The organism is Amycolatopsis sp. NPDC000009 (assembly GCF_055563465.1).
The window spans coordinates 318,955-331,699 of sequence record NZ_JBVHDI010000007.1 but is presented as its reverse complement, the minus strand read 5'-3'; the positions used below and the strand labels follow the sequence as shown (position 1 = coordinate 331,699).

Genomic DNA, 12,745 nt, shown 5'->3' with positions numbered 1-12,745 from the left:
CTCTGAATGCGGTACTTGCGTGTGCAAGTACCGCATTCAGAGGACGAAATGCGGGAGGGGTCAGGAAGCGAAGTAGGCCTTCAGCGCCTCAGGCCAGCCACGGAGCGGAGTGAGGCCCGCCTCGCGCCAAGACGCGTTCGACAGCACCCCGTACGCCGGGCGCGCTGCCGGACGGGGGAACTCCGCCGTCGTGCAAGGCTTCACGCGCGCCGGATCCGCGCCCAGCTCCGCGAAGATCGCCTTCGCGAACCCGCACCACGTCGTCGAACCGCCACCCGTGCAGTGCAGCACCCGCTGCGACGGCCCGTCGCCGGCGGCGACCCGGCCCGCCAGCTCCAGCAGGCCGGCGGCGAGGTCGCGGGACCAGGTCGGCGAACCGGTCTGATCGTCCACTACGGACAGTTCGTCGCGCTCCTTTTCCAGGCGCGCCATGGTCTCCACGAAGTTCGACCCGGTTTTGCCGTACACCCAGGACGTCCGGACGATCCACGAACGGGCACCCGAACCGAGCAGCGCGTCCTCTCCAGCGGCCTTCGTCCGGCCGTAGGCGTTGAGCGGGCTCAGCAGGTCGCCGGTCTCGTACGGCGAAGTCGCGTCGCCCCCGAACACGTAGTCCGTGGACACGTGGATGAGCGGCACCCCGCGCGACGAACACGCGGCGGCGAGCACCCGGGGGCCGTCGGCGTTCACCGCGAACGCCCGCTCCTCGTCGGTTTCCGCCGCGTCCACCGCGGTGTAGGCCGCCGCGTTGATCACCACCGGCGACCTCCCCGCCGCCCGCGCCCGGTCGGCCAGCTCGGTCACCGCTGCGACGACCTGACCGGTGTCGCGTACGTCCAGCTCCGACGACGACGGGGTCGTGGCGTCGATGGAGTCCACGGCCAGCGCCGCCAGGTCCCGCCCCAGCTGCCCGGATCCGCCCGGTACGAGAATGCTCAGCATCTGTTCACTCCCCCGCACGCTTCTTCAGCGGCTCCCACCACGATCGGTTCCCGCTGTACCAGGCGACCGTGTCGGCCAGACCGTCCTCAAAGGACTTCCGCGGCGCGTAACCGAGCTCCCGCGAGATCTTGGTGATGTCGACGGAGTACCGGCGGTCGTGCCCCTTGCGGTCCACGACCGGCTCGACGCTGTCCCAATCGGCGCCGACGGCGGCCAGCAGCCGCTCGGTCAGCTCGCGGTTGGTCAGTTCCGTACCGCCGCCGATGTTGTAGACCTCGCCCGGCCTGCCGCCGTCCGCGACGAGCTGAATGCCGTTGCAGTGATCGTCCACGTGCAGCCAGTCACGTACGTTGAGCCCGTCACCGTAGAGCGGGACCTTCTTGCCGTCGAGCAGGTTGGTCACGAACAGCGGGATGACCTTCTCCGGGAACTGGTACGGACCGTAGTTGTTCGAGCACCTCGTGACACAGACGGGCAAGCCGTGCGTGCGGAAGAACGAACGGGCCAGCAGATCCGAGGACGCCTTCGACGCCGAGTACGGCGAATTCGGCTCCAGCACGTGGTCCTCGTCCCAGGACCCCTTGTCGATCGAGCCGTAGACCTCGTCGGTGGACACGTGGACGAACTTGCCGACCCCCGCCTCCAGTGCGGCCTGCAACAGGGTCTGCGTGCCGAGCACGTTCGTCAGCACGAAATCGGCCGCGCCGGCGATCGAACGGTCCACATGGGACTCGGCGGCGAAGTGCACGACCAGGTCGATCCCGCGCATCAGCTCACCGACCAGGGCGGCGTCACAGATGTCGCCCTTTTCGAACCGGTAGCGCGGGTTCTCGCGCACGGGCTCCAGGTTCGCCTCGTTGCCCGCGTAGGTCAGCTTGTCGAGCACGATCAGCTCGGCGTCGGCCAAGCTCGGGTACGCACCCGTCAGCACCTGCCGGACGTAATGCGATCCGATGAACCCGGCGCCACCGGTGACCAGCACTCGCATGCCGCCATCCTCCCTCTGCTCCTTCATGACCGGCCGAGTGTGTCACGACCGGGGCAACCTTTCACCAGCCTACGGACGTCTAACACGAGACTCAGTAGAGTCATGGACGAGGCACACGTGTGCCCTGGGGAGATTCGTGGAGGACCGCACGTGACCGAGTGGCCCGGGCCACCCATTCTGGCGCGCCGTGGTGGTGGCGGCGTCGTGGTGTTCGCCCGCCGTGGCGTGAAGGTCGTGTTCAGCCTGGTCTCGATCACGATCCTGGCGCTGACCTGGTGGGGCTGGCAGTTCATCGGCGACCCGTCCCAGGGCTTCGCGACCACGAACATCTTCGATGACAACGGCCATCCCCCGGCGAAACCGCTGGACGGCGCGATCGACATCCTGCTCGTCGGCCAGGACAGCCGCACCGACGCGCAGGGCAACCCGCTGCCGCGCGAGGTCCTCGACATGCTGCACGCCGGTGTTTCGGACGGCGAGCGCCAGACCGACACGATGATCCTGGTGCACATCCCCCAGAACGGTAAGAAGGCGGTCGCGATCTCCTTCCCCCGTGACTCGTGGGTCGAGATCACCGGCGGTTTCGGCAAGCACAGGCTCAACAGCGCATACGTGTACGCCTACAACGACACGTCGAAGACTCTGCAGCAGCAGGGCAACACCGACCTCAAGGACGTCGACGCCAAGGCCAAGGACGCCGGCCGCAAGAACCTGATCGCGACGCTGGAGAAGTTCATCGGCAAGCCGAAGATGATCGACCGGTACGCCGAGGTGAACCTGTCGAGCTTCTACGAGATCACCAAGGCGATCGGCGGCGTCGAGGTCTGCCTCAACAACGCGGTCAAGGAGAAGAAGTCCGGTGTGGATCTGCCCGCCGGGAAGTCGACCGTCGAGGGCGTCCAGGCACTCGCGTTCGTCCGCCAGCGCTACGACCTGCAGAACGGCGACCTCGACCGGATCGCGCGGCAGCAGGCCTTCCTGTCCGGGCTGGCGAACAAGGTGCTCTCGTCGGACGTCCTGATCAACCCGGCGAAGATCGCTGACCTGATCGAGGCCGTGAAGAAGTCGGTCGTGCTGTCGGCCGGCTGGGATCTGCCGGAGTTCGCCGCCCAGATGCGCGGGCTGACCAGCGGAAACGTCGAATTCCACACGATCCCCACCCAGGGCGACGCGATCATCGGCGGCGCCGCCGTGCTCCGCGTGGACCCGGCCCAGGTGCAGGCCGAGGTCGCCCGCCTGACCGCGGACGGGGAGACGGCGCCGGCCGAGACCCCGGCCACGCTGCCGGGCGCGGAAGCCGTGACCGTCGAGCTCTTCGACGGGACCGGTTCGCCCACGGTGGCCACCGAGACCCGGAACCTGTTGCAGGGCAAGGGTTTCAAACTGGCGGCCGACACCAAGCTCAGCACCAGGAACTCGACGGTCGTCCGGCACGCTCCGGGCGACGACGACGCGCTGGCCCTGATCAAGCAGGTCTTCGGCCCGGCGGTGCAGGCCGAGGCGGACCGTGACGTCGCGCCCGGCAAGGTGCGGGTGCTGCTCGGCAAGGACTTCAAGGGCGCGTCCACCGGCGCGGCCACGCCCCCGGCGAAGACGTCGGCGCCCTCGAAGCCTGCTCAGCCGCCCTCCAGCGCCCCGGCGGCACCCACCACGAAACCGATCGTCGCGGGCAATGTGCCCTGCGTCAATTAGTTCCGGGTACTCAGCGTGGCCACCCCCACGGTGGCTTAGCCTTCTCCTACTATCGAACGGCTACCGCGCCAGGGGAGGTGATCAGGGATGAGCGACGAGGACAAGAGCGTCAACGAACGTTCTGAGCACTTGGACGCCGAAGAACCGGTGTCCGAAGAGGACGACAATTCAGACACCGAGAGTGACGAAAAGCTCGTCCCGACGCCGTACCCGCGGACTCCACCACTCCTCCAGCCGTCGGCCCCGGCCGAGGACGAAGACGAGCCGATCTCGGGCGTGCTCGACGTACCCGCACGCCCGCTGCGCCGTGCCGGCCGGATCACCCGGCGGATCGCGGTCGGCCTCGTGTCCCTGCTCGCCCTCGGTACGACGGGCTACGCGTACGTCACCAAGGACCAGCTGCAGAACAACGTCCCCACGACGAACGCCCTGAGCAAGCCCGACGACCCCGCCGCACCGCCCGCCGACGACGGCGCCACCGACATCCTCCTGGTCGGCAGCGACGCGCGGACCGACGCGCAGGGCAACCCGCTGCCACTGCGCGTGCTCAAGCAGCTGCGCACCGAGGAGAAGGCCGGCGTCAACACCGACACCATCATCATCCTGCGCATCCCGAAGAACGGCGGGAAACCGTCCGGCGTCTCGATCCCGCGCGACACCTGGACCGACATCCCCGGCCGCGGCCCGAACAAGATCAATTCGGCGTACGGATTCGCGAAGACCAATTACGCGAACGCCCATCGGGGTGAAACCGACCAGGCGAAACTCGAACGTGATTCCGATCAGGAAGGCCGCAAGGCACTGGTCCAGACCGTTCAGGAACTGACGAAGATCCGCATCGACCACTACGCCGAGGTCAATCTGCTCGGGTTCTACCTGCTGACCGAGGCGCTGGGCGGGGTCAAGGTCTGCCTGAATCACGCGACCGAGGACAAGGACTCGGGAGCGAACTTCCGTCGCGGCGTACAGACCGTGTCGGGCGGCGAGGCGCTTTCCTTCGTACGGCAGCGGAAGAACCTGCCGCGCGGCGACCTCGACCGCATCGTGCGGCAGCAGACGTTCCTGTCCTCGGCGCTGAATCAGGTGCTTTCGGCGGGGACGCTGACCAGCCCGTCGACGATGTCGGGCCTGATGGACGTCGTGCGCCGGTCGATCGTCCTCGACGAAGGACTGGACCTGCTGGAGTTCGCGCAGCAGGCGAAGGGGATCGCGTCGGGCGATCTGACCTTCACGACCATCCCGGTGGTGAACATCAACGGCCGCAGCGCGGACGGCCAGAGCGTCGTCGAGATCGACGCCGCCGCCGTGCGGACCTTCGTTTCCGGCCTGGCGGGCCGGGGCGGCGGTGGCGGCGCTCCCGGCGCGGCTCCGGTGCTCGCCGCGTCGAGCGTTCCCTGCGTGAACTAACGTCGTGGCGTGAGCCTCACCGAACTGCTGCTGCGACCCGTGCTCGGGTCGCCCGCGAAACCGCTGATCACGCATTACGACGACAAACAGGGCAGCCGGGTCGAACTGTCCGTGGCGACCACGGTGAACTGGGCGGCCAAGACGGCGAACTGGCTGGTCGACGAGTTCGACGTCGAACCCGGTGACGAGGTCGCCGTGGTGCTGCCGTCGCATTGGCAGACCGCAGGTGTGCTGCTGGGCGCGTGGTGGTGCGGCGCCAGGGTGGTGACGGAGACCGCGGGCGCGCGGGTGGCGTTCGTCGCACCGGGCGGCACGTCCGACGCAGCCGCGACCGCTGTCGTCTCGCTGCACCCGATGGGCCTCGGGCTGCCCGCCGGCTCCGTGCCGGACGGGGCGCTGGACTACCTGACCGAAGCCCGGCTTTCAGGTGACCAGTTCAGCCCGCTGTTCCCCGTGCCCGGTGACACTCCGACACTGGGTTCGTCCACTGTGGACGAAGTGCTCGCCGAAGCCCGCTCTCGCGCGACCGGCCTTGGGCTTTCCGCCGACGACCGGGTTCTGTCCACTGTGGAGTGGGCGGGCGAAGAAGGGATTCTCGCGGGGTTCCTGACGCCGTTGGCGGCGGGTGCGCATCTGGTCCAGGTCACCGACGCGGATCCGGCCAAACTCGCTTCCCGGCGCGAAGCCGAGCGGACGACGGCGGATCTTCCCTCCTGACGCGAGGTGAAGGGGCCTTTCGCAAGGCCCCTTCACCTTGAGGAATCAGGCGTCCTGGAGCTGCTTCGCCTCACGCTTGCGCCCGAAGAGTGCGTGGTCGAGCGACAGCTTGCCGGCGTTGAAGCCGAGCGCGAGCCCGGCGACCGCCAGGACCAGGACGAGTTCGTAACCGCCCTGACCGGTGAGGCCGTTGTCGAGGTGCACCGAGAGCAGGGCACCGACGGAGACCACGACGAAGCCGAGGCCCACCAGCGGCGTCAGGAAACCGACGATGAACAAGATCGCGCCCACGATCTCCACCGCGATCGCGAAGATCGCCGCGAGCGTCGGCAGCGGGATTCCGGTCTGCTCGAAGAACTTCGCGGTGCCGTCGATCCCGTTTTCCCACTTCTGCAGGCCGTGTGCGAGGAAGACCACACCGACACCGATCCGGCCGAGCAGGAGGGCGACATCCTTGAAACGAGCGAACATCGGGTATCAGCTTTCTGGTCGGTGAATATTCAACTTACCCGGATCACGGTAAGGCACCGGACGCCTCCGATGGCACCTCCGGAGCGTGATCGACAGGTATCCGACAGGAACCCCGTACGGCAGACTCGCCTCCGTGACGGACGAACGGCTGACCGGCCCATGGTCGGATGAGATCCTGCACCCGGGCAGCACCGAGTCCGTCGACCTGGTGTTCCGCCTCGACGGCTCCGGATGGCTCTACTGGGCGAGCTGGAGCACCGAGTTCACGGTTTCCCGCTTCACCTGGGCGACCCCGGGCGAACTGGTCCTGAAGTTCCATCGCACCTTGAACGGCACGTGGTCGATCGACAACGGTGTCACCCGTCACGACGTCGAATCCGACGAGAAGGAAGAGTCCGTCATCGAACTCGGGTACGAAATCGCACCCGGCGAAGACCCGTTCGGTACGCCGGTGACCCTGCTCTCGCTGGACCGCCCGTTGGACGAGCATCTGGCGGGTTCGCGGTTCGCCCGGGCCGGGAAACCGGAACCGCTCAGCGACCCGTCCGCCGGTGCTCCGCGGCCAGACCCGTCCAGCCCCCGCTGACGGCCAGCACCTCGAGCACTCGCTCGGCCTGCTCCGCGAACCCGGCGAGATCGGCGTGCAGCAACGCAATCCGCTCGGCGTCGAGCGGGACCTCGTCGTCGGCCCACAGCTCGATCACCGTGCTGACGGTCCACACGAGGAACTGGATGATCCGGATGAACCCCTCCGACGGCTCGTCGACGGCATCGCGGTAGCCCGTCTCGATCTCGTCGCAGGCCGCGACCAGCTCACGCAGCGGCCGGACGACGTCGGCCGCCGTCCCGTCCCACGCGGCCGACGGCCACGTGCGATCCCCGAGTTCGAGCCACAACCGCCAGCCGGCGATCAGCTCGGCCTCGTCGTGCGGCGTCCACGACACCGGTGCGAACCAGAACATCTTTCGAGAGTGACACCGGCGGTCCATGATCGCCGTACTTCCGTGAAGCATCTCACCGAGGGGCGATCTCACCTGCGCATTTCGTCACCTGAATGCGAGGCCCGAAGCGCGTGAAGGCCCCCTTCCCTCGGCTGAGCCGTGGGAAGGGGGCCTTCACGCGGGAATAAATCAGCCCTTGAGCAGGGCGCGCGCCATGACCATGCGCTGGATCTGGTTGGTGCCTTCGTAGATCTGCGTGATCTTCGCGTCGCGCATCATGCGCTCCACCGGGAAGTCGCGCGTGTAGCCCGCGCCACCGAAGAGCTGCACGGCGTCCGTCGTCACCGACATCGCGATGTCCGACGCGTACGCCTTCGCGGCCGCGGCCATGTAACCGCCGCGCTTGTCGCCACGCTCGGTCGCCGCGGCGGAGGCGTAGACGAGGTTCCTGGCGGCCTCGATCTTGATGCCCATGTCGGCCAGCATGAACTGGACGCCCTGGAACTCCGAGATCGACTTGCCGAACTGCTTGCGCTCCTTGACGTACGCGATCGACGCGTCGAGTGCGCCCTGCGCGATGCCCAGCGCCTGCGCGCCGATGGTGGGGCGGGTGTGGTCGAGGGTGCGCAGCGCGGTCTTCAGGCCGGTGCCGGGCTCGCCGATGATGCGGTCGGCCGGGATGGTGCAGTTCTCGAAGTGGATCTCGCGGGTCGGCGAGCCCTTGATGCCGAGCTTCCGCTCCTTCGAGCCGACGGTGAAGCCGGGGTCGTCCTTGTGCACGACGAACGCGGAGATGCCGTTGGCCTTCTTCTCGGCGTTGGGGTCGGTCACCGCCATCACGGTGTACCAGGACGATTCACCCGCGTTGGTGATCCAGCACTTGGTGCCGTTCAGCACCCAGTGGTCACCGTCGAGCTTCGCGCGGGTGCGCATCGAGGCGGTGTCCGAGCCGGCTTCGCGCTCCGAAAGCGCGTAGGACGCCGAGGCCTCACCGGAGGCGATGGAAGGCAGCACGAGCTTCTTGAGGTCTTCCGACGCCGAAAGGATGATCGGCACCGTGCCCAGCTTGTTGACGGCCGGGATGAGCGACGCCGACGCGTCGACGCGCGCGACCTCTTCGATGACGATGCAGGCGGCGATGGCGTCCGCGCCCTGGCCGTCGTAGGCCTCCTCGATGTGGACGGCGTTGAAACCCGACTTGACCAGCGCGTTGTACGCCTCGATCGGGTAGCGCTCGTCCTCGTCGACCTCGGCCGCGTACGGCTCGATCTCCTTCTCCGCGAGCGCACGCACCGCGGCCCGCAGCTCCTCGTGCTCTTCGGCAAGCTGGTATAGACCCGGGCCGTCAGACACCTTCGTCACCTCTTCTAACCGCGTTTGGGAGTTTGACCGATGTTAGCGCTCGTTCACATTGTGCGACATCGCGAGCGCTTGTGTCCTTGACCGCAAAGTCCGTACGTTCGAGTGATGGAGCTCACCCCGTTCCCCCGGTCGCTCGATTATCCCGAGGTCCCGGTCGGCTCGGTGCTGGCAGGCGCCGCTGCTCGCTGGGGCGCCCGCACGGCCTTCGCCCACGGAGACCAGAGCCTCACCTTCGCCGAGACGTACAAGGCGGCCTGCCGCTTCGCGAACGCCCTGCGCGCCGAAGGCGTCGGACGCGGCGACGTCGTCGCACTCCATCTGCCGAACTGCCTGGCGTACCCGGTCGCGTATTACGGGACGCTGCTCGCCGGCGCCACCTTCAGCCCGGCGAACCCGCTGCTCCCGCCGGACGACCTCGCCTTCCAGCTGGCCGACGCCGGGGCGGTCGCCGCCGTCACCGTCGGCCCGGTCGCCCGCGTGCTCGCTTCGGTCCGTGATCGGACGTCGGTCCGGCTGACCATCGTCGTTCACCCGCCGGAGTCACTTGGGCAGGGCGAGGTCGAGTTCACCGAGTTCTCCTCCGCTCACTCCGACGAGCGGCCGGACGTCGAGATCGACATCTACCGCGATCTCGCCCATCTGGCGTACACCGGCGGCACCACGGGACGCTCGAAGGGCGTGTGCCTGCCGCATCGGAACGTCGTGGTCAACAGCCTCCAGAGTTCCTGCTGGCGGCTGGGCGCGGTCCCCGCCCTCGACGCGTCGGGAGAGGTGATCGTCGAGCAGCTCGGCGGTCCGGACGAATGGCCGTCCCGGATCGGCACCGGCGTCGCCCTCAACCTGACGCCGTGGTTCCACGCCATGGGCACCATCGCCGCGCTCAACGTCCCGCTGCTCGACGGCGGCACCGTCGTCCTGCACGACCGCTTCGACCCGGCCGCGTACGTGGCCGACGCCGAACTGCTGCGGGTCACCACGATCGGCGGGGCACCGGCGCTGTTCGCCGCCTTGCTCGCCTGCCCCGAGTTTCACACAGCCGACCTGTCTTCGGTACTGACCATCGGGTCCGGCGCGGCGCCGATGAACCACGAGATGATCCGCGCCCTGCAGAAACGCTTCCCCGGCGTGATCATCACCGAGGGCTACGGCCTCACCGAGGTCACCATGGGCGCCGTCATCGCGCCGTCGTACCGCTCCGCCACCCGCAAGGTGGGCTCGGTCGGCCTTCCGCTGCCCGACACCGAGGTCAAGATCGTCCCGGCCGAGGGCGGCGAAGATCCGTTGCCCGCTGGGGAAAGCGGTGAGGTGTGCCTGCGCGGCCCGCAGGTGATGACCGGCTATCGCAACCGCCTCGAGGAAAACGCGGCCGCGCTCGTCGACGGCTGGCTGCACACCGGTGACATCGGCATCCTCGACGAGGACGGTTACTTGTCCATTGTGGACCGTAAGAAGGACATGCTGCTGTACAAGGGATACAACGTCTTCCCGCGCGAACTCGAAGAGCTGCTGATCACCCTGCCCGGTGTCGCGGCCGCGGCCGTCGTCGGCAAACCGGACACCGAGGTCGGCGAGCTACCGGTCGCGTTCGTGGTGCGCAGCGACGAGAACGTCACCGCCGAGCACCTACTGGAAGCCGTCGGCGCCCGTGTCCTGCCGTACAAACGGCTGCGGGCGATCCACTTCGTCGACCAAATCCCGGTTTCGGCGGCCGGGAAGGTGCTCAAACGGGAGCTACGGAAGCAACTCGCCGACTGACGCTCAACGGCCGCGGAGGTTGCCGATCACGAACTCCGCGGCCTTGAGCGCCGCCGCACACCGGTCGTTGCCCCAGTATTGCGACTTCTCGCCGTCGAACTGGGAGTATTTGAACTCCAGCACCTCGGTGTCCGTGGCTCCGACCTCGACGGTGCAGGCCTCGAGAGTGGCACCTTCGTGCTCGAAGACCGGCGGATTCCCGACTTGTTCGACCGAGGGAAGGCCACCGATCGACAACTCCCGCCAGTGGGACGACTGGGCCGGATCTTCTCTTCGCCGAGTCATGCGGTCTTCAAGGCTGCCCAAACCGACCTTGGGATTCCGGACTTCAAGGACGCCCGCCTTGGGCTGATCCCACTTGCAGGCATGACCCCCGGCGGAATACCGGTCCGCTGTCACCTTGTCCGGCGGATCAGCGATCAGGGCGGCGATTTCCGCACGCTCGAGAACGCCGCAAGGATCCGCCATGAAAGAATCCAGAGGCAACGGATCTTGCACCGGCACGGCCGGAATCGCAGGCCCCGTCAGGGCGGGCGAGGGTCTGTTCTCAAGAATTCTACCGCTGCCACAACCGGCGATCAGCAGTGATGTCAGTACCGCGACGGATATCTTCAGCGTGCGCGTCATGAACCCCTCCTCCACCACCGATCGAATTGACCGATGGTGCCCGGCTGACACCTTACAGTCATCGGCGCGCGCTACCTTCGCGTTTCGTCCTCTGAATGCGGTAGTTCGCCACCGAACTACCGCATTCAGAGGCCGAAAGGCGGGGTCAGCCTTCGACGCGTTTGCGCAGTGCGGCGTCCTTGTCGAGCACCAGCTGCTCCAGGTCCGCCTGGAACCGCGCCATCTTCGCCTGAAGCTCCACATCGGACGCGGCGAGGATGCGCACCGCGAGCAGGCCCGCGTTACGCGCCCCGCCGACGGAGACCGTCGCGACCGGGACGCCCGCGGGCATCTGCACGATCGAGAGCAGCGAGTCCATGCCGTCGAGGTACTTCAGCGGCACCGGCACCCCGATCACCGGCAGCACGGTCGCCGACGCGACCATGCCCGGCAGGTGCGCGGCACCGCCGGCGCCCGCGATGATCACGCGCACACCGCGCGAAGCGGCCGACGTCGCATAGTCGAGCATCCGCTGCGGAGTGCGGTGCGCCGAGTAGACCCCGACCTCGTACTCGACGCCGAACTCGGCCAGCGCCTGCCCGGCCGCTTCCATCGTCGGCCAGTCCGAATCGCTGCCCATGATCAGGCCAACCTGCGGCGCCATTTTCCTACTCCTAGTGAATTTCGTAGCCGTCGAGCCAGACGGCGTGGGAAAGCCAGTGCGCGGCGAGCAGTGCACGATCGCGCAGCTCCTCCATGCGTTCGCCGACGAGGTTGACGTGGCCGAGCTTGCGGCCGGGACGCTCGCCCTTGCCGTACAGGTGAACGCGAATGTCGGGGTATCGCGCGAACAGGTGGTGCAGCCGTTCGTCCGGGCCCATCGCCGGGGCCTCGGGGGCGCCGAGGACGTTCGCCATCACACAGGCGGGGGCGATCAGGTCGGTCACGCCGAGCGGGTAGTCGAGCACGGCACGCAGGTGCTGCTCGAACTGTGAGGTCTTCGAGCCGTCCTGGGTCCAGTGGCCCGAGTTGTGCGGGCGCATGGCGAGTTCGTTGACCAGCAGGCCTTCGTCGGTCTCGAACAGCTCGACGGCGAGCAGGCCGGTCACGTTCAGCGTCGCGGCGATCCGCAGCGCCAGGTCCTGCGCCTCCTGCGTGCGCCCGGCGCTCAGCCCCGGCGCCGGGGCGAGCACCTCGGTGTTGATCCCGCCGGACTGCACGGTCTCCACCACCGGCCACGCCGCGCCCTGCCCGAACGGCGACCGCGCCACGAGCGCGGACAGTTCGCGCCGCATGACGACCTTTTCCTCGACCAGCAAGGGGGTTCCGGCGTCGAGCAGTTCGGGGACGGTCTCGCGGGCGTGCTGCGCGGTGTCGAGCATCCAGACACCGCGCCCGTCGTAGCCGCCCTGCGCCGCTTTGAGCACCACCGGCCAGGAGTGCTTGTCGCCGAAGGTGATCACATCGTCCACAGAGGACACTTCGGCGAAGGCGGGGCCGGGGATCTCGAGCCCGGCCATCATCTCGCGCATGACGAGCTTGTTCTGCGCCATCGACAACGCGGCCGGATCGGGCCGGATGGTGACGCCTTCCATCGCGAGGGTCAGCAGATGCTCACCGGGAACGTGTTCGTGGTCGAACGTCAGCACGTCGACCCCGGCGGCGAACGAGCGCAGCGCTTCGAGGTCGGTGTGGTGCCCGTGCACGACCTCGCCCGCGACGAGGCCGGCGGAGTCGTTCTCCCCGGCGGCCAGCACGCGCAGGGACTGGCCGAGGGAGATCGCCGCCTGGTGGGTCATCCTGGCCAGCTGCCCGCCGCCCACCATGCCCACGATCGGAAGACCGGTTCGTTTGTCCATAACGA

The 12,745-nt window shown here is 67.9% G+C and carries 13 protein-coding genes; 5 read left to right on the top strand and 8 right to left on the bottom strand.

Annotated features, from left to right (window positions below):
* Positions 1–60 precede the first annotated feature (60 nt).
* Both rfbD and rfbB read right to left on the bottom strand, forming a co-directional pair.
* Positions 61–942, bottom strand: coding sequence for a dTDP-4-dehydrorhamnose reductase (gene rfbD, locus ACZ3HL_RS21880; protein WP_465417082.1), 882 nt, complete (start codon positions 940–942; stop codon positions 61–63).
* Positions 943–946: 4 nt separating this feature from the next.
* Positions 947–1,930 carry a dTDP-glucose 4,6-dehydratase gene (gene rfbB, locus ACZ3HL_RS21875; RefSeq protein ID WP_465417084.1) on the bottom strand — a complete coding sequence of 328 codons (984 nt, stop codon included), beginning with the start codon at positions 1,928–1,930 and terminating at the stop codon, positions 947–949.
* Between the two features lie 150 nt (positions 1,931–2,080).
* Between rfbB and ACZ3HL_RS21870 the strand changes: the two genes are divergently transcribed.
* From ACZ3HL_RS21870 to ACZ3HL_RS21860, 3 genes are all read left to right on the top strand, one after another.
* On the top strand, positions 2,081–3,622 hold the full coding sequence (locus tag ACZ3HL_RS21870; protein ID WP_465533132.1) for an LCP family protein: 1,542 nt from the start codon (positions 2,081–2,083) through the stop codon (positions 3,620–3,622).
* Positions 3,623–3,709: 87 nt separating this feature from the next.
* Positions 3,710–5,029, top strand: coding sequence for an LCP family protein (locus tag ACZ3HL_RS21865; protein ID WP_465533130.1), 1,320 nt, complete (start codon positions 3,710–3,712; stop codon positions 5,027–5,029).
* A gap of 9 nt (positions 5,030–5,038) precedes the next feature.
* Positions 5,039–5,746 (top strand): TIGR03089 family protein, encoded by a 708-nt coding sequence (locus ACZ3HL_RS21860; protein ID WP_465533128.1) that lies wholly within the window; start codon positions 5,039–5,041, stop codon positions 5,744–5,746.
* A 45-nt stretch (positions 5,747–5,791) separates the two neighbouring features.
* On the opposite strand, the gene ACZ3HL_RS21855 is transcribed toward ACZ3HL_RS21860, so the two are convergent.
* The gene (locus ACZ3HL_RS21855; protein WP_007031884.1) at positions 5,792–6,217 is read right to left on the bottom strand and encodes a DoxX family protein; all 426 of its coding nucleotides are present in this window, start codon (positions 6,215–6,217) and stop codon (positions 5,792–5,794) included.
* 133 nt (positions 6,218–6,350) lie between these two features.
* On the opposite strand from ACZ3HL_RS21855, the gene ACZ3HL_RS21850 reads away from it, so the two are divergent.
* Positions 6,351–6,803 (top strand): hypothetical protein, encoded by a 453-nt coding sequence (locus tag ACZ3HL_RS21850; protein WP_465533126.1) that lies wholly within the window; start codon positions 6,351–6,353, stop codon positions 6,801–6,803.
* On the opposite strand, the gene ACZ3HL_RS21845 is transcribed toward ACZ3HL_RS21850, so the two are convergent.
* Together ACZ3HL_RS21845 and ACZ3HL_RS21840 are read right to left on the bottom strand one after the other, a co-directional pair.
* Positions 6,751–7,179, bottom strand: a complete 429-nt coding sequence (locus tag ACZ3HL_RS21845) for a hypothetical protein (protein WP_465533124.1) — start codon at positions 7,177–7,179, stop codon at positions 6,751–6,753. The two genes, ACZ3HL_RS21850 and ACZ3HL_RS21845, sit on opposite strands and share 53 nt — an antisense overlap.
* 168 nt (positions 7,180–7,347) lie before the next feature.
* Complete coding sequence (locus ACZ3HL_RS21840) at positions 7,348–8,520, bottom strand: acyl-CoA dehydrogenase family protein (RefSeq protein ID WP_465533122.1); 1,173 nt, start codon at positions 8,518–8,520, stop codon at positions 7,348–7,350.
* A 105-nt stretch (positions 8,521–8,625) separates the two neighbouring features.
* Between ACZ3HL_RS21840 and ACZ3HL_RS21835 the strand changes: the two genes are divergently transcribed.
* A complete protein-coding gene (locus tag ACZ3HL_RS21835) occupies positions 8,626–10,275 on the top strand; it encodes a class I adenylate-forming enzyme family protein (RefSeq protein WP_465533120.1) in 1,650 nt (549 codons plus the stop codon).
* Between the two features lie 3 nt (positions 10,276–10,278).
* Here ACZ3HL_RS21835 and ACZ3HL_RS21830 read toward each other — a convergent pair whose 3' ends face one another.
* The 3 genes from ACZ3HL_RS21830 to ACZ3HL_RS21820 all read right to left on the bottom strand — a co-directional run bounded on the left by ACZ3HL_RS21830 (position 10,279) and on the right by ACZ3HL_RS21820 (position 12,740).
* On the bottom strand, positions 10,279–10,902 hold the full coding sequence (locus ACZ3HL_RS21830) for a DUF3558 family protein (protein ID WP_465533118.1): 624 nt from the start codon (positions 10,900–10,902) through the stop codon (positions 10,279–10,281).
* Positions 10,903–11,047: 145 nt separating this feature from the next.
* Positions 11,048–11,545, bottom strand: a complete 498-nt coding sequence (gene purE, locus ACZ3HL_RS21825; RefSeq protein ID WP_465417123.1) for a 5-(carboxyamino)imidazole ribonucleotide mutase — start codon at positions 11,543–11,545, stop codon at positions 11,048–11,050.
* A gap of 10 nt (positions 11,546–11,555) precedes the next feature.
* Complete coding sequence (locus ACZ3HL_RS21820) at positions 11,556–12,740, bottom strand: 5-(carboxyamino)imidazole ribonucleotide synthase (RefSeq protein ID WP_465417125.1); 1,185 nt, start codon at positions 12,738–12,740, stop codon at positions 11,556–11,558.
* Between the last annotated feature and the right edge of the window lie 5 nt (positions 12,741–12,745).

What these genes read in the sequence shown, in the direction of transcription:
- ACZ3HL_RS21865 (WP_465533130.1), top strand. Translation starts at nt 3,710, where the DNA reads ATGAGCGACGAGGACAAGAGCGTCAACGAACGTTCTGAGCACTTGGAC.
- rfbD (WP_465417082.1), bottom strand. Translation starts at nt 942, where the DNA reads ATGCTGAGCATTCTCGTACCGGGCGGATCCGGGCAGCTGGGGCGGGAC.
- purE (WP_465417123.1), bottom strand. Translation starts at nt 11,545, where the DNA reads ATGGCGCCGCAGGTTGGCCTGATCATGGGCAGCGATTCGGACTGGCCG.
- rfbB (WP_465417084.1), bottom strand. Translation starts at nt 1,930, where the DNA reads ATGCGAGTGCTGGTCACCGGTGGCGCCGGGTTCATCGGATCGCATTAC.
- ACZ3HL_RS21855 (WP_007031884.1), bottom strand. Translation starts at nt 6,217, where the DNA reads ATGTTCGCTCGTTTCAAGGATGTCGCCCTCCTGCTCGGCCGGATCGGT.
- ACZ3HL_RS21820 (WP_465417125.1), bottom strand. Translation starts at nt 12,740, where the DNA reads ATGGACAAACGAACCGGTCTTCCGATCGTGGGCATGGTGGGCGGCGGG.
- ACZ3HL_RS21830 (WP_465533118.1), bottom strand. Translation starts at nt 10,902, where the DNA reads ATGACGCGCACGCTGAAGATATCCGTCGCGGTACTGACATCACTGCTG.
- ACZ3HL_RS21845 (WP_465533124.1), bottom strand. Translation starts at nt 7,179, where the DNA reads ATGTTCTGGTTCGCACCGGTGTCGTGGACGCCGCACGACGAGGCCGAG.
- ACZ3HL_RS21835 (WP_465533120.1), top strand. Translation starts at nt 8,626, where the DNA reads ATGGAGCTCACCCCGTTCCCCCGGTCGCTCGATTATCCCGAGGTCCCG.